General features: G+C 63.6%; 17 protein-coding genes. 3 read left to right on the top strand and 14 right to left on the bottom strand.

Annotated elements, in window-relative coordinates; all coding sequences use genetic code 11:
* Positions 1-44: 44 nt before the first annotated feature.
* The 8 genes from fahA to RBB16_RS02455 all read right to left on the bottom strand — a co-directional run bounded on the left by fahA (position 45) and on the right by RBB16_RS02455 (position 7,290).
* On the bottom strand, positions 45-1,304 hold the full coding sequence (gene fahA, locus RBB16_RS02490) for a fumarylacetoacetase (RefSeq protein WP_306044631.1): 1,260 nt from the start codon (positions 1,302-1,304) through the stop codon (positions 45-47).
* 7 nt (positions 1,305-1,311) lie between these two features.
* Positions 1,312-1,944, bottom strand: a complete 633-nt coding sequence (maiA, locus tag RBB16_RS02485; protein WP_306044630.1) for a maleylacetoacetate isomerase — start codon at positions 1,942-1,944, stop codon at positions 1,312-1,314.
* A gap of 63 nt (positions 1,945-2,007) precedes the next feature.
* Positions 2,008-3,366, bottom strand: a complete 1,359-nt coding sequence (gene hmgA / locus RBB16_RS02480) for a homogentisate 1,2-dioxygenase (RefSeq protein ID WP_371931203.1) — start codon at positions 3,364-3,366, stop codon at positions 2,008-2,010.
* A 63-nt stretch (positions 3,367-3,429) separates the two neighbouring features.
* Positions 3,430-3,972, bottom strand: coding sequence for a VOC family protein (locus RBB16_RS02475; RefSeq protein ID WP_127557634.1), 543 nt, complete (start codon positions 3,970-3,972; stop codon positions 3,430-3,432).
* The gene (locus RBB16_RS02470; protein ID WP_306044629.1) at positions 3,969-4,175 is read right to left on the bottom strand and encodes a DUF2783 domain-containing protein; all 207 of its coding nucleotides are present in this window, start codon (positions 4,173-4,175) and stop codon (positions 3,969-3,971) included. The genes RBB16_RS02475 and RBB16_RS02470 overlap by 4 nt, the downstream gene beginning before the upstream one ends.
* Before the next feature lie 5 nt (positions 4,176-4,180).
* Positions 4,181-5,797, bottom strand: coding sequence for an FAD-dependent oxidoreductase (locus RBB16_RS02465; RefSeq protein WP_306044628.1), 1,617 nt, complete (start codon positions 5,795-5,797; stop codon positions 4,181-4,183).
* Between the two features lie 20 nt (positions 5,798-5,817).
* Complete coding sequence (locus RBB16_RS02460) at positions 5,818-6,333, bottom strand: DinB family protein (protein ID WP_306044627.1); 516 nt, start codon at positions 6,331-6,333, stop codon at positions 5,818-5,820.
* A 6-nt stretch (positions 6,334-6,339) separates the two neighbouring features.
* Positions 6,340-7,290 carry an MBL fold metallo-hydrolase gene (locus RBB16_RS02455; RefSeq protein ID WP_306044626.1) on the bottom strand — a complete coding sequence of 317 codons (951 nt, stop codon included), beginning with the start codon at positions 7,288-7,290 and terminating at the stop codon, positions 6,340-6,342.
* Positions 7,291-7,450: 160 nt separating this feature from the next.
* Between RBB16_RS02455 and RBB16_RS02450 the strand changes: the two genes are divergently transcribed.
* The gene (locus tag RBB16_RS02450) at positions 7,451-7,927 is read left to right on the top strand and encodes a MarR family winged helix-turn-helix transcriptional regulator (protein WP_306044625.1); all 477 of its coding nucleotides are present in this window, start codon (positions 7,451-7,453) and stop codon (positions 7,925-7,927) included.
* Positions 7,928-7,965: 38 nt separating this feature from the next.
* On the opposite strand, the gene RBB16_RS02445 is transcribed toward RBB16_RS02450, so the two are convergent.
* The 3 genes from RBB16_RS02445 to RBB16_RS02435 all read right to left on the bottom strand — a co-directional run bounded on the left by RBB16_RS02445 (position 7,966) and on the right by RBB16_RS02435 (position 10,157).
* Entirely contained in the window at positions 7,966-9,096 is a 1,131-nt protein-coding gene (locus RBB16_RS02445; RefSeq protein ID WP_306044624.1) for an aminotransferase class V-fold PLP-dependent enzyme, read from the bottom strand.
* 144 nt (positions 9,097-9,240) lie between these two features.
* The gene (locus RBB16_RS02440; protein ID WP_306044623.1) at positions 9,241-9,705 is read right to left on the bottom strand and encodes an Lrp/AsnC family transcriptional regulator; all 465 of its coding nucleotides are present in this window, start codon (positions 9,703-9,705) and stop codon (positions 9,241-9,243) included.
* Positions 9,702-10,157 (bottom strand): Lrp/AsnC family transcriptional regulator, encoded by a 456-nt coding sequence (locus RBB16_RS02435; protein WP_306044622.1) that lies wholly within the window; start codon positions 10,155-10,157, stop codon positions 9,702-9,704. Before RBB16_RS02435 ends, RBB16_RS02440 begins: the two co-directional genes overlap by 4 nt.
* 136 nt (positions 10,158-10,293) lie before the next feature.
* On the opposite strand from RBB16_RS02435, the gene ilvC reads away from it, so the two are divergent.
* Positions 10,294-11,316: a ketol-acid reductoisomerase gene (gene ilvC / locus RBB16_RS02430; protein WP_306044621.1), complete on the top strand. Its 1,023-nt coding sequence runs from the start codon at positions 10,294-10,296 to the stop codon at positions 11,314-11,316.
* A gap of 72 nt (positions 11,317-11,388) precedes the next feature.
* Here the strand turns inward: ilvC and RBB16_RS02425 are convergent, their stop codons facing one another.
* Positions 11,389-12,045 carry a hypothetical protein gene (locus RBB16_RS02425; RefSeq protein ID WP_306044620.1) on the bottom strand — a complete coding sequence of 219 codons (657 nt, stop codon included), beginning with the start codon at positions 12,043-12,045 and terminating at the stop codon, positions 11,389-11,391.
* 251 nt (positions 12,046-12,296) lie between these two features.
* Positions 12,297-12,923, bottom strand: a complete 627-nt coding sequence (locus tag RBB16_RS02420) for a hypothetical protein (RefSeq protein ID WP_306044619.1) — start codon at positions 12,921-12,923, stop codon at positions 12,297-12,299.
* Between the two features lie 115 nt (positions 12,924-13,038).
* Here RBB16_RS02420 and RBB16_RS02415 point away from each other — a divergent pair, with 115 nt between their 5' ends.
* A complete protein-coding gene (locus RBB16_RS02415; RefSeq protein ID WP_306044618.1) occupies positions 13,039-13,602 on the top strand; it encodes a hemerythrin domain-containing protein in 564 nt (187 codons plus the stop codon).
* An 85-nt stretch (positions 13,603-13,687) separates the two neighbouring features.
* Here RBB16_RS02415 and RBB16_RS02410 read toward each other — a convergent pair whose 3' ends face one another.
* Positions 13,688-15,187: a hypothetical protein gene (locus tag RBB16_RS02410; protein WP_306044617.1), complete on the bottom strand. Its 1,500-nt coding sequence runs from the start codon at positions 15,185-15,187 to the stop codon at positions 13,688-13,690.
* Between the last annotated feature and the right edge of the window lie 102 nt (positions 15,188-15,289).

The raw sequence follows: 15,289 nt of genomic DNA, 5'->3' as shown, positions 1-15,289 counted from the left end.
CCCGCCACGGGTCGACCTGCCAAAGGCAGGGCGAAACTGCTGTGCTACCGGTCGTAGGGGTCTGTCAACGCGGGCAGGACGGTGCCCGCGCAGGCCCCGAAGCCGATGCGATATCCCTCGCCCTTCGCCGCCCCCAGCAAGGTCAGCGTATCGCCATCCTCCAGAAAGCACCGCTCTTCGCCGCTATCCAGCGTCAGTGGCTCCTTGCCGCCCCAGCTCAGTTCCAGAAGCGACCCGCGTTCCGCCTTCTCCGGCCCCGAGATCGTTCCCGATCCAAGCAGATCCCCAACCCGCATCGGGCAGCCGGAGGTCGTGTGGTGGGCCAATTGCTGCGCGGCGGAATAGTACATCTGCCGGTAATTGGTTTCCGCGATCACGCTCGGGGCCTGCTGCGCGGGGGCCAAGGTTACCATCAGGTCGATATCATAGAGCATCGGCCCCGGTTCCCGCAGATGCGGCAGCAGCTCTTTTTCGCGCTCGGGGGTCGAGGCCCGGAACGGCTCCAGCGCGGCCTTGGTGACGATCCACGGGGAAATGGAGGTGGCCGTCGCCTTGGCCTGAAACGGCCCGAGCGGCTGGTATTCCCAGGCCTGGATATCGCGCGCCGACCAGTCGTTCAGCAGCACATAGCCAAAGATCATGTCATCGGCCTCCTGCACCGTGACCGGCCCGTCAGAGGGAACGCCCACGATCGCCCCCATCTCCAGTTCCAGATCGAAGCGCTTGCAGGGGGCGAAGACCGGCGCCTCCATATCGAGGCCCTTCAACTGCCCCCAGGGACGGCGGATATCGGTGCCCGAGACCACGACGGACGAGGCCCGCCCGTTATAGCCGATGGGGATGTGCAGCCAGTTGGGCGGCAGCGCGTTTTCCTGTCCGCGGAACATGGTGCCCACATTCATCGCGTGATGTTTGCCCGCGTAGAAATCGGTGTATTCCGACACCGCGAAGGGCATGTGCATCCGCGCCTCGTCCATCGGATGCAGGAAAGGCTCCACCCGCTGGCGCAGGGTCGATCCCTGCGCCAGCAGGGCCATAAGTGCGCCCCGGAACCCGGCCCATCCTTCCGGCCCCAGCCCCATGAAGGCATTCCACGAAGGGTCCGAAAAGACCGGCGGATCACCCGCCGTCAGGATTCCCGCCGCTTCCAGGCCCGCCACGTCAAGGATCATCTCGCCAATCGCAACTCCGCAGCGTGCATCACCGCCCTTGGGCGAAAACACGCCATAGGGCAGGTTGTTGAGAGGGAAATCGGTCTCGGGGTCATTGGCGCTGTCGACCCAGCTTTGGCGTAATCCGGTCATGCGGTCCTCATTCGGCGTCGGGTTGGGTTTCCGGGCGCGCCGCGTCGAAGGCCGGAAGGGCCAGCGCGGCGCGCTCGATGTCAAGCAGGCGGGGGAAGCGGGACAGGCCCACGCCCCACCGGTGAGCGTTGTAGAGCTGCGGGATCAGGCAGATATCGGCCCAGGTCGGCGCGTTGCCGAAGCAGAAACGGCCATCGGCGCCGATCAGCGTCTCAAAGGCCGCAAAGCTGCGCTCCATGAAATGCACCATCCAGTCGATGCCGCCCTGCTGATCGGCTCCATAGGCGGCTTTGAGATGCCCCACAACGCCCACATTGGTGACCGGCTGCGTGTCCATGGAAATGACATGGGCCGCAGCCAGCACGCGGGCACGGGCCAGCGGGTCGGCGGGCAATAGCGGCGGATCGGGCCAGGCCGCCTCCAGGTAGTCCAGAATGGCCAGCGACTGCACAAGTTCTGTCCCATCCTCCAACACCAGCGTAGGAACGAAACCGGACGGGTTATGCGCCAGGTAGGAGGGATCGCGCTGTTCCCCTTTCACCAGGTGGACAGGGATACTCTCCCACGCCAGCCCCTTCAGGCCAAGCGCGATGCGCACCCGGTAGGAACAGCTGGACCGCCAATAGGTGTAGAGCTTCATCTCGTCTCCGCGAAACTTTCTTCGAAGAAAGTTCCCAAGAATTTTCGAAAATTCTTGGTCACCCTACTTCACCCCCTGCGTGCCGTCGAACTTCTTTTCCAGGCTCTCCCAACAGTCGATATAGTCGTCCTGCAGGGGGGCTTCCTTGGCCGCGAAGGCCGTCAGATGCTGCGGGAAGCGCGTTTCGAACATGAAGCTCATGGTGTTGTCCAGCTTCTCGGGTTTCAGCGCGGCGTTGGAAGCGCCTTCGAAGGCGCTTTTGTCCGGCCCGTGCGGCAGCATCATGTTGTGCAGAGACATCCCGCCGGGGACAAAGCCCTGCGGTTTGGCGTCATACTGGCCGTAGATATTGCCCATCAGCTCCGACATGACGTTCTTGTGGTACCAGGGCGGGCGGAACGTGTCCTCGGCCACCATCCAGCGTTCGCGAAACAGCACGAAGTCGATATTCGCCGTCCCCTCCACGCCCGAGGGCGCGGTCAGCACGGTGAAGATCGACGGGTCCGGGTGATCGAACAGGATCGCACCGACCGGGCAATAGGTGGTCAGGTCATACTTCACCGGCGCGTAATTGCCATGCCATGCCACCACATCGAGCGGGCTGTGCCCGATCCTGGTTTCGTGGAACTGCCCGCACCATTTGATCATCAGGGTCGAGGGCACCTCGCGGTCCTCAAACGCCGCGACCGGCGTCTTGAAATCGCGCCGGTTGGCCATGCAGTTGGCCCCAATGGGCCCGCGCCCCGGCAGGTCGAATTTCTGGCCATAGTTTTCGCAGACGAAGCCCCGGCAGGGGCCTTCCAAAACCTCCACCCGATAGACCAGCCCGCGCGGCAGGATGGCGATCTCTTTCGGCTCCAGGTCGATCACACCGAGCTCCGTGCAGAATCGCAGCCGCCCTTCCTGCGGGACCACCAGCAATTCACTGTCGGCGGAGTAGAAATAGGCATCCTGCATGGACTCTGTCACCAGGTAGATATGGCTCGCCATGCCCACCTGTGTGTTCACGTCCCCCGCCGTGGTCATCGTCCGCATGCCCGTGAGCCAGGTCAGCCCCGCGTCAGAATGGGGCACCGGATCCCACCGGTACTGGCCGAGCGAGATCACGTCCGGGTCCACATGCGGGGCGGATTTCCAGTAGGGCAGGTCGATCTTGCTGTAGCGCCCCGAATGCTTGACCGAGGGCCGGATGCGATAGCACCAGGTCCGTTCGTTCTGGTGCGACGGCGCGGTGAAGGCCGTGCCCGACAGCTGCTCGCCATAAAGCCCGTAATTACATTTCTGTGGGCTGTTCATGCCCTGAGGCAGGGCGCCGGGCAGCGCCTCGGTTTCGAAATCATTGCCGAAACCCGGCATGTATTGCAGTTCATTGGGACGGGTCGCCGCCGTCACCATGCCCTTGGGCAGATCATGGGTGGTCATCGCGCGTTTCCTTCTGCGTAAGAACCGGGGTAGGTCCTCTCCCCCCTGCCCCGGTCCTGAAATTCAGGCCTTGTTCAGCTCCTTGGCATGGAGCCAGGCGGCATGCTGCGGGGCTTTCTTGGTCCGAGACCATTCCTCCAGCATATCCCATTTTACCTCATCCATGCGTTTCAGCAGCGCTTCTTCCTCTGGGTCCGGGCAGGCCAGTTCGATCCGGTGGCCGTTGGGATCGAAGAAATAGATGGAATGGAAGATGGAATGGTCGGTGACGCCCAGAACCTCGACACCATTGGCCTCCAGATGTTCCTTGAAGGCAATGAGTTCATCGCGGTCCTTCACCTTGAAGGCGATATGCTGCACCCAGACGGGCGTGTTGGGATCGCGGCCCATTTCGGGCTTCGTCGGCAGCTCGAAGAAGGCCAGAACGTTGCCGTTCCCCGCATCCATGAAGATATGCATGTACGGGTCGGGCTCGTGGGTCGAGGGCACGTGGTCCTCGGCAATCGCCAGCACGAAATCCATCTTCAGCATCTTGTTGTACCACTCGACGGTCTCCTTCGCGTCCTTGCAGCGATAGGCGACGTGGTGAATCTGTTCGATCTTCATGCGGCGTCCTCCTTGGACAGGGCGGCGGCTTTCAGGGCGTCACTCAGGACGGCCCGGTCGCCGATATGGTTGGCCAGCACCAGCACCAGCCTTGCGTTCAGTGCATCGCTTTCGGCTTTGCTCAGGCCCTCATGGCTGGCCAGAAGCTCGGCATAAAAATCATCCGCGCCAGGAATATTGGGGGTCAGGATCAGGTCGGACATGGGGCTCACTCCTTGCCGATGGCGCGTTTCAGCGCGGTTTCCACGGCGGCGGCGTCATAGGCGGGCCAGCGTGCGGCAACGTGCTGGTCGGGGCGGATCAGGTATACGGCACTTGCCGCCTCGCCAAGATAGCGCGCGGCGATCTCGGGGCTTGCCTCCAGTGCCAGACGGGTCACGGTCACGCCGTCGATCTCTAGGCTTTCGGGCGCGTCCGCCCCGAAGGTCAGCAACGTAAAGCGGTCCCCAAGTTGAGGCAGCAGGTAGCCGTCCCCAAGAGGTGCATCCGCGCAAGGGCTGCCGGGGCGCGAGCGTGCCGGGCCACCCGGCAGCGCGTCAGGCGTATTCAAGGGCGAGCCATCATAGGTGCAGGGCACGCTGAGGCGGCCGGAATTCACCAAGGGCCGGGCGAAGGCATAATGTTCGGACAGGTCCAGCACCGCATCGCGCAGCACCCGGCTCATCTCCGACTTCGGCGTGATGAAATCGGTAGAACGCGAGGAATTCAGGATATTCTCGTCCGCGCCATGCACCCGCTCGACATCATAGCTGTCCAGCAGGCTTTCGGGCGCGGTGCCCTCCATCACCAGCTTCAGCTTCCAGCCCAGATTGTCCGTATCCTGAAGCCCGGAATTGGCTCCGCGCGCCCCGAAAGGTGAAACCTGATGCGCGGCGTCCCCAGCAAAGATCACCCGGCCATGGCGGAACTTCTCCATCCGGCGGCACTGGAAGGTGTAGATCGAGACCCATTCCAGCTCGAATTTCACGTCCTCCCCAAGCATCGCCTTGAGGCGCGGAATGACGTTCTCCGGCTTCTTTTCTTCCTCCTTGTCGATGTCCCAGCCCAGTTGCAGGTCGATCCGCCAGACCCCGTCGGGCTGTTTGTGCAAAAGCGCCGATTGCCCACGGTTGAAGGGCGGGTCGAACCAGAACCAACGCTCGGTCGGGAAATCGGCCTCCATGATCACATCGGCGATCAGAAAATTGTCCTCGAAGACCCGGCCCACGAAATCGAGCCCCATCATCGCCCGCGTGGGCGAGGCCGCCCCGTCGCAGGCGATCAGCCAGTCGGCCTCTACCGTGTAGTCGCCGTCTGGCGTGTCCACGATCAGGCTGACATGGTCGCCCTTGTCCTTGACCGAGAGCACCTTGTTCAGCCCCCGGATTTCAATGGGCGCGCCCTCGGCCTGCATCGCGCGGACCCGGTTCACCATGTATTCTTCGAAGTAATACTGTTGCAGGTTGATGAAGGCCGGAAATTCGTGGCCACCCTCGGGCAGCAGGTTGAAATCGTAAACCTGCCGCTCGTCGAAGAAGACCTTGCCGAGGTTCCACTCGACTCCCTTCGCAACCATCTCGTGCCCGCATCCCAGCCGGTCGAGGATTTCCAGCGGGCGCTTGGCATAGCACACCGCGCGGCTGCCGAAGCTGACCTTGTCATTGTCGTCCAGAACGACGACCTCCACCCCCTGCTGCGCAAGGTCGATGGCGGCCCCAAGCCCGATGGGGCCTGCGCCGATCACCACCACCTTGTGGCGCACGGGCGCGGGCGCGTCCTGATCGGGGGACCGTTCATAGGCATAGAGCGGCACCTCGAAAATCTTCTTGTCGCTGATCTGGTTCATCGGCTCCTCCTCCCCGAGGATCAATTCCAATAGGCCTGCGCGCTTGGCACGCGGCCATAGTCCAGGTGAAAATCGTCAAGCTGCGGCGGCGCGATCCCGGCATCCGCCACCATCGTATGCGCCTGCCCCCTGTGGTGGATCTGGTGCTGGAACAGGTGCAGCAGTAGCGCGCCGACCTTCTCCGTCACCCTGCCGTCACGGCGTTCGGTAACGCGGTCCTCGTCCAGCCTTTCGGGTGTCAGACCCTGACAGAACCGCGCCAGCCGCATGTCCACATCAGCCTGCGCCTTGGCCAGTTCCGCCACCGACGCGATCTCGTCGCGGTCATAGACCGACCGGCCAAGCCCGCCCGCCTCCAGCGCATCCACATAGTAGAGATCGACCTCGTAGATGTGGTTGAGCGTGGCCTTGAGCGACGGAAAGAACCCCGGGCGCTCTGCCGCGAAATCCGCCGCCGACAGCCCCGCAATCGCCCCGTAGAGCGTCGCATTCGCCCAGGCATTGTTCAGCGCCATGGTCAGGAACGGATCGCGCATCGCCGCTTACCCCTGCAGGGCCTCCCACATCTCGATATCGCGCTGCGCCGTCCAGATGCGCGGCGTGTCGATGCCGCGGGCCTCGTCATAGGCGCGGGCGACGTTGAAGGGCAGGCAGTGTTCATAGATCGCATAGTCGCCGAACTTGGGGTCGCATTCGGCACGCACTGCGTCCCAGGCCTCTTTCAAGCTGCCACCGCGTGCCGCGACACGGGCCGCCGGGCGATAGGTCGACCCCACGAAATCGCGGGTGTTTTCGATGGCGGCATTCACCATCTCTTTCCCGACCAGCGCATCGCCCCGCCCCGGTGCAATCGCGTCCACGTCGAACCACTTGATATTGTCGAGCGTATTGCCCCAGTCGCCGAAATGCCCGTCGCCGCAATAGCAGGCGGAGTGGTATTCCACGATATCGCCAGTAAACATGACGTTCTGATCGGGCACATGGATCACCGCATCGCCCGCCGTATGGGCACGCCCCAGATGCATGATATCGACCCGGCGATTGCCCAGGTAGACGGTCATCGCGTCGGAGAACGTCGTCGTGGGCCATGTCAGGCCCGGAATGCTCTCATGCCCTTCGAAGAGGCGCGGAAAACGCTGGAACTCGCTGTCCCAGTCCTCCTGCCCGCGCTCGACGACCATCGACCGGGCCGTGTCCGACATGATGATCTGCCCCGCGCCATAGGCCGAGGCCCCCAGCACCCGCACCGCGTGGTAATGGGTCAGCACCAGATGGCTGATCGGCTTGTCGGTCACGCCGCGCACGCAGTCTATGACCTTGTTCGCCAGACGCGGCGTCGCCTGCGCCTCGACGATCATCACCGACTCATCGCCGATGATGACGCCCGAATTCGGGTCGCCCTCGGCGGTGAAGGCCCACAGCCCCTCGCCCACTTCCGTGAAGGAAATCTTCTTTTCCGACATGTCCCCCTGGGACGCGAAGGCCTTGGCCATATCCTGTGTCTCCCCGTGTCTCGCGCGTTGGCGGTGCGGCCCCTTGGCCCTTCCCGCCGGTCCTTGGCTCTGGTATCGTTGCAAATGCAACAAATGTCAACGCCGTTGCAACTGCAACGAATTATCGGGGAAAATCGGACGGATGGCGAGCGGAGACTTCATGCTGGCAGAATTCCTGCCCTACCGAATCGCGGTCCTGTCCGAGCGTATCAGCCGCCGCCTGTCGCTGATCTACGGGGCCGAGGCGGGGATCAGCATGGCGGAATGGCGGGTGATGGTGCACCTGGCGCGCTGCCGAGAGGTCTCGGTGCGCGAGATCCACGACTGCGTGAACCTCGACAAGCCGCGCGTCAGCCGCGCCGTCAGCCGCCTGACCGAGGCAGGACTCGTCGCCAAGACCGGCAGCGCCACGGATCAGCGCCTGCTTTCGATCTCCTTGACCGAAGAAGGACAGGGCCTTCTGGCCCGCATCCTGCCCCCGGCGCGGGCCTATGAACGCCGCCTGCTGCACGCCCTGTCGCCCGAGGAACAGGCGATGCTGTCCACGATCATGGAAAAGCTGCACCGGGTCATGGACACGGACCCGGACGCCCGGCCCCGTTCCCGCCTCGACCTGCCCCGCGACGCGGCAGAATAGCACCCGCCGTCATACGGAACCGGCCGGAAAAGGACAGTTCAGCCCATGGCGCTGTCGAGCGCGTTTTCCAACCGGGCCACGGTCGCATCCACGTCATAGAGCTTGTCGAGCCCGAACAACCCCAGCCGGAAGGTGGAAAACCCTTGCGGCTCGTCCACCTGCAACGGCACGCCCGCCGCGATCTGCACCCCCTGGGCACTGAACTTGGACCCGTTCTGAATGCCCGGATCGTCGGTATAGCTCACCACCACCCCCGGCGCGCCGAACCCCTCCGCCGCAACCGAGCGGATGCCGCGCGCAGCAAGCAGAGCGCGCACCTTGGTCCCCAGTTCCCATTGCGCATCGCGCAGGCGCTCGGTGCCATAATCCAGCGTCTCGACCATGGTATCGCGGAAGGCTTTCAGCCCATCCGTGGGCATGGTCGCGTGATAGGCATGACCGCCACCCTCATAGGCCGCCATGATCGACCGCCACTTCTTCAGATCGACGGCAAAGCTGCTGCTTTCGGTTTCCTCCATCCGCGTCAGCGCCCGCTCCGACAGCATCACCAGCCCCGCGCAGGGGGTCGAAGACCAGCCCTTCTGCGGGGCCGAGATCAGGACATCCACGCCAGTGGCCTTCATGTCGACCCAGGCACAGCCCGAGGCGATGCAGTCCAGCACCATCAGCGCCCCCACCTCATGGGCCGCCTCCGCCAGCGCCGACACATAGCCGTCGGGCAGAATGATGCCTGAGGAGGTCTCCACATGCGGGGCAAACACCACGGCAGGCTTCTCAGCCTGGATCCGCGCCACGACCTCGTCGATCGGGGCCGGCGCAAAGGGCGCTGTCGCCTCATTCCCGGTCTGGCGGGCCTTCATCACCACGGTGTCCGCCGCGATCTGCCCCGCATCGACAATCTGCGACCAGCGGAACGAGAACCAGCCATTCCTGACAACCAGCACCTTCTGTCCGGTCGCGAACTGCCGCGCCACGGCCTCCATCCCATAGGTGCCGCCTCCCGGCACCAGGGCCGTCGCATCGGCATTGTAGACCTGCTTCAGCCCCGCATCGATATCGCGCATGACCTCGCAAAACTGCTTCGACATGTGGTTGAGCGACCGGTCTGTGAAGACCACCGAAAACTCCAGCAACCCATCAGGATCGACGGTCTCAAGCAATGCGGACATGAAAGCCTCCCTTTCGCGGCATGAATTTCTTCTTGGTTCAAATACTCACGATCCGACGAAAAACGCCAGCGCCGGTTTCACGGCAAGGGCGCCACACGGGATGGCGGGTGGGGCGATGGTCCGTCCCGAAGGGCGGGCCGAGCGTCACCCCGCCATCAAGGGCCCCGGCCGGCGCTCCTCGCTCAGCAGCACATTGGCCTCCACATTGCCCACGCCGGGCAGGGTCATGATCCGCCGCCGCAAAACCCTCTCGAAATCGGCGATATCGCGGGCCACCACCCGCAGCCGGTAATCATAAAGCCCCAGCACATGGCTGACCTGCTGCACCTCGGGGATCGCGCTTACCGCCCGCTCGAAATCATCCAGAGACACCCGCCCCTTCGTTGCCAGTTTCACGCCCAGGAACACCGTCACCCCGAAGCCGAGCCGCGCGATGTCGAGGTCAAGCGCCCGGCCCGCGATCACCCCTGCCTCTTCCAGCCGCTTGACCCGTCGCCACACCGCGGGCTGGCTCAGCCCCAACCGCCGCGCCAGCGTGGCAGAGCTTTGGCCCGCCTCCTCCTGCAACGCCCGAAGAATGGCGAAATCCACCTCGTCCCAATCGCTCATATCGGCAATGTCTTCACGTCTTTCAGCGTTGCCACCTGCATCAGCGCCTCGATATCGGTGATATGCGGCAGCGCCAGGATGCGGTCGCGATAGACCTCTTGGTAATGGGCCATGTCGCGGGCCAGCACCGACAGGCGCAGGTCGACGCGGCCCAGGAAGGTCTGGATCTCCACCACTTCCGGGATCTCGCGTGCCGCCGCCATCACCTCGTCAAAGGCGCGGCTCTGGGTCTTGTCGAGCGTGATGCGCAGGCTGACCTCGACGGAAAAGCCAAGCGCGCGCCAGTCGATCACCGCGCGGGTGGCACGCAGCACGCCGTCTTCGCGCAACCGGTCGAGCCGCTTGTAGCAGGTGGCGGGCGCGATGCGGGCGGCCTCGGCCAGATCGGCCACGGCCATCGCGGGGTCGGTCTGAAGGTGACGCAGGATACGTCTGTCAGTGTCATCCAGCATGATTTGGATACTTTTTAGCTAGCTTCTGAATAACTTTCTATCAGAACGCGCGATTTGTTCCAAGCCGAACCTCGCGCCCGCCCGGAAGGGCAGATACACAAGGCGCCAGAGTTTAATCCAACGGAGGAAAGATCTGATGCGCGTTTACTACGACCGCGATTGCGACATCAACCTGATCAAGGACATGAAAGTGGCCATCCTGGGCTATGGCTCCCAGGGCCACGCCCACGCGCTGAACCTGCGCGACTCCGGCGCCAAGAATGTCGTCGTCGCCCTGCGCGAAGGCTCTGCCTCCGCCGCCAAGGCCGAAGGCGAAGGCCTGCAGGTCATGGGCATCGCGGAAGCCGCCGCCTGGTGCGACCTGATCATGTTCACCATGCCCGATGAACTGCAGGCAGAAACCTACAAGAAATACGTCCACGACAACCTGCGTGACGGCGCGGCGATTGCCTTCGCCCACGGCCTGAACGTGCATTTCGGCCTCATTGAGCCCAAGCCCGGCGTCGACGTGATCATGATGGCCCCGAAAGGCCCCGGCCACACCGTGCGCGGCGAATACACCAAGGGCGGCGGCGTGCCCTGCCTGGTGGCCGTGAACAACGACGCCTCCGGCAAGGCGCTGGAAATCGGTCTGTCCTACTGCTCCGCCATCGGCGGCGGCCGCTCGGGCATCATCGAGACCAACTTCCGCGAAGAATGCGAAACCGACCTCTTCGGCGAGCAGGCGGTTCTGTGTGGCGGTCTGGTTGAGCTGATCCGCATGGGCTTCGAGACCCTGGTGGAAGCAGGCTACGCCCCCGAAATGGCCTATTTCGAGTGCCTGCACGAAGTGAAGCTGATCGTGGACCTGATCTACGAAGGCGGCATCGCCAACATGAACTACTCGATCTCGAACACCGCCGAGTATGGCGAATATGTCTCCGGCCCGCGCGTCCTGCCCTATGAGCAGACCAAGAAAGAGATGAAGGCCATCCTGCACGACATCCAGACCGGCAAATTCGTGCGCGACTTCATGGCGGAGAACCAGGTGGGCCAGCCGTTCTTCAAAGGCACCCGCCGTATGAACGACGCCCACCAGATCGAAGAGGTCGGTGAAAAGCTGCGCGCCATGATGCCGTGGATCTCCGCCGGCAAGATGGTCGACAAGGCCAAGAACTGACGGCGATCCGATCCGAAAATCACTCCGCGACGCCGCCCTCCGCGTGGCGTCGCGGGCCTCGGGGCACCCGTCCTAGTGGATATGCACAGCCCGCCACGGGCTATAGCTGCCCTGAGACCAAACATAGTCGTAATAATCCCTGTCATACCGGCGGCCCTGGATGACCGTTTCATCCCCGCCCGTTGCCTGCAGCGTGCCGTCCCAACTGTTGTCCCGGCTGCACGATCCATAGTCTTCGCATCGGTAGGCTTCCATCTGGCTTCCCCGTCGCTCAAGCACCAAGTCACCGGCCTCAGAACAGTAAACGCCTCCGAGTCCTTCGAAGAAGGTTGCGCGTGACATGTTGTTGTTTGGGTTGAAGAATGTCCAGGCAACAGGACTGTTTACGTTGATGTGGGCGCAGTAAGCCCTGAATTCACCGGCAGGTGAAGTGAGGGTATCGTCGCTGTCTTCCGACCCGATCTGATAGCCCTCTGACACGCGAAAATTCTCCAGAAAGTTCCGGTCGAATTCGACCTCATACCGACGACCTGTCGAAAGGACTGCGTCGTCGCTATACAGGTAGACCTGTCCGTTTGAAGAATACGCCAGGAACAAGGAAACAGCACCTGCCGGCACATCGATGAAAGCGATTTCGCCGTGAGCAATATACTCGACCAGATCGATCTGCGACCCAGAGCGTGTGACCCGAAGCTCCAGATCCTCAGAGGTATTGTTCTCGATGATCATCATCGCAGTTCTGGACTGAGCAAGGACCGTGGCCGGAACGATGGCAAGGGCGAAGACCAGACATAGGAAAACACGCAATTCGGGCACCTCTCGGGTTTGGGATGCGCCAATCTACCACAGGTTGTCGAGCTGACCTAGGCCAGCGGGCTTGGCGTCACCGACCGCATTGGACGGCGGACCGCCAAATTGCGCGGGAAGTCCTCTGAAATCTGTGTATTGGGCCAGGTGTCCGGAGTCAGGCGAGGTCTCGCCTACCCCCCCTGCATCATCCGCTCATGCACCGCCTGCATACCGCGCGCGGCCATGTCGCTGACCTCGGCAGCATGGGTCTGCAGCGCCGTGACAAGCTCCGGATCGTCGGAGGTCTGGGTGACGATAATGCCCTCTTCCGTCACCTCGATATCATTCACCAGACCGTCATAGCGGGCGAAGAAAATGTCGAGCGTGGGGCTCTGGATGAAGATCTGGGGATCATCCCCCGCCTCCACCCGGCCAATCATCTGGGTGACGTGGCGCACCAGTGCGTCCATCACGTAAGGATCGGTCGCGCCGGTGACGGTGCGGATGCCGTTGGGCAGGTTCTCGACCTCGCGATAGAGCGTGTCGAAATGGTGGAACATGATGCGCAGGTCGTCGCTCTCTCCCGGTGTGGCGTTCAGGCCCTGAAGCCCGGGCATGTTCACCTCGTCATGGCCGGTGCCGTCCTGACCGTGATGCATCATGCCCTGGCCAGCGCCATGCCCGCCACCATTTCCATGCATCATGCCATGGCCGCCACCGTGTCCGTGCCCATGCATCTGCGCCATGGCGGCAGAGGCCGTCAGCGACAGGGCGAGGGCCGTTGTGGCGAGCCTTCCGGCAACTGGACTGATTGTCATTGTCAAATCTCCCTTTCGCTCAGAGTACACGGAATCGCCACCTCTGCAATCCGGCCCTGCCCCTGTGCGCGGGCGCAGATTGTCACGTTCCCGTGTGCCCCCCATCTGGGCTGGCATGACCCACCACATCACCATGCGGGAGGGCCTTCCGCCCGAGATGCGGAGCCTCCTGCGGGACCTGCCACGCGATAGCTGGCAGGCGCATCCCGCGTTCGCCCGCTCCATCCGAAACTGGATGGGCGCCCACCAGATGTTCCGCCAGCTTGGCGAAATCGTGCAGGAGGATAGCGAGACCTTCCTCGACAAGGGGATGGAGACCGACCGATACGCCGGGCGGCTGGCGCATTTCGGCAATCTCTTGGTGCGCAACCTGCACGGGCACCACACATGGGAGGACCGCAGCTATTTCCCGGAGCTTCAGGCCGCCGACCCGCGCTTTGCCGACGGGCTGGAGATGCTGGAAAGCGATCACGCGGAATTGGACGCGCTGCTCGACCGGTTCACGCGCGGGGCCAACCGCGTGGTGCAACTGGCCACACTCGACCCCGCGCAGATGGCGGAAGAGGCCGGGCCGGTGCGCGACATGGCCGAGCAGTTGGGCGGCTTTCTTCACCGGCACCTGACCGATGAGGAAGACCTGATCGTGCCGATCCTGCTGCATCACCGGCTGCGGGGCTGACTGTCCGGGCGCGACCTGCGCGCGCCCGGCTCAAAGCCCGGACCGCATCCCGCGTATGCAGATGGCCCTTCCCGCAAGGCGCAGCCTACCCCGCGTCGCGTCCCGCCGCGTCCGAGACGAAGGTCGTGGCAATCTCGCCCTTCAGCAGGGCAATCAGCGTTCTGGCGATCGCCTGTCGGTTCTGGTCCGGATCAATCTCGGGCAGATGCCGCAGGGCCCAACGGCTGACCGCCCCGTCATGACTGGCGGCAGCCAATTGACCGAAGGCCTGTTCCAGCGCCGCGTGATCGACACTCCCGCCGGTAAGGGTGGCGTAGTCGAGCCGCTCGTCGAACCGGTGCACACCCGGCATGTCCGCCATCCAGCTGACCCCGAACAGCAGCGCGGGCTTGCCAGAGGTTACCGCCTCCCATGCGGCGGTGCCGGAAATCGTCGCGACGCATTCCGACGCGGCCGTCAGCTTGTGCGTATTCGCATGCGAAGGCAGCAGGCGGACCGAAGGAATCCGGCGCAGGCGGTGAAAGAACATCGGGCTGCGATACTGGCCGTTCTGCTTGGGGTTTTCCTTGACCAGGATGCGGACATCCTCGGGCAGGATCGCCGCCAGTTGCTCGATGGCCAGAGCCTGATCGCGGTAGATCCCGCCAAGGATGGCGGTCGTCATTTCGGGCTGCATCTGAAGCGGGAAATAGACAAAGCGCTGATCCAGATCGACCGGGGCCTCCTCCAGTTCGGCCAGCGTTTCGGCATAGTCCAGCGCATCGGTGTGGAAGAACCGCGCGAACGGATCGCGCCAGTCCGGCAGTCGCCGTGCCACACGCCACATCCGGCGGATCGTCCGGGCCAGCGACAGGGGCCGCACCAGCAGCGACGGCTCCTGCATCATGACATGCGCGGCAAGCTGGCCAAGCGCCCGCCCCGAAAGGCGCCCGCGCGGCCCCTGCTCTTGCGAGATGCCCTTCATGTAATATAGATCCGACGCGGCACCCGGTTCGATCGCAACGGGCGGCGCGGGGTCCGCCTTTGGCGACAGGCGGCCCAGATCCTCGATCCGATCCATGGAATAGAAGGTCGCCGGGTCATAGCCGACCCGCAAGATCAGCGTGCGTATCCCCAGATGGCGCGCCAGCCGGTACAGCATGATATCGTAGAACAGGTGCGGGATATCGAAGAAGACCACCGCGTTGATCCGCTCCGATTGCAGAATGCCGGCCAGCCGGTCCGCGACGATGCCGACGTAATTCGCGTAGTCGGAAGGGTGTTTCAGATCGTGACTGCGATAGGCATGGCCCGCCGCACCGCGTTGCAGGCTGTCCATCGCCTCGTGCAGGATCCGGTCGAAACCGGGCGCGCGGGTAAAGCTGGCCGCCGCCCCGCAGAACCGGTCGCCCGCCATGACATGGCCCCGGCGTCCCCTGGCATCGGTCATCCGCAGCAGGCTGGAGGCCTTGTAGTCCGCATCCGTGCCGCCAAAGGTGACAAGGTGTTCAATGCCGCTGTCAGGCTGGCGCATGATCTCGCGCACCACATCGACACCCGGAGAGGACGTGGCGACCGCGCAAAGACGAAGGGGCGTTTCACTCATTCTGGGGACCTACCCGCGCTTCCCGTCATCAATGCCCCCCCCCCTGAGAGGAGCGTTGCCCCAAGGGTCCTCCGCCACATGTGCCATGCGTCGCTGCCCCCC

Origin of the sequence: Nioella sp. MMSF_3534, assembly GCF_030732985.1 — a bacterium.
In the GTDB taxonomy this organism is placed as follows: domain Bacteria; phylum Pseudomonadota; class Alphaproteobacteria; order Rhodobacterales; family Rhodobacteraceae; genus Nioella.
The sequence above is the reverse complement of the archived record's forward strand: the minus strand, read 5'-3'. Positions and strand labels throughout refer to the sequence as shown.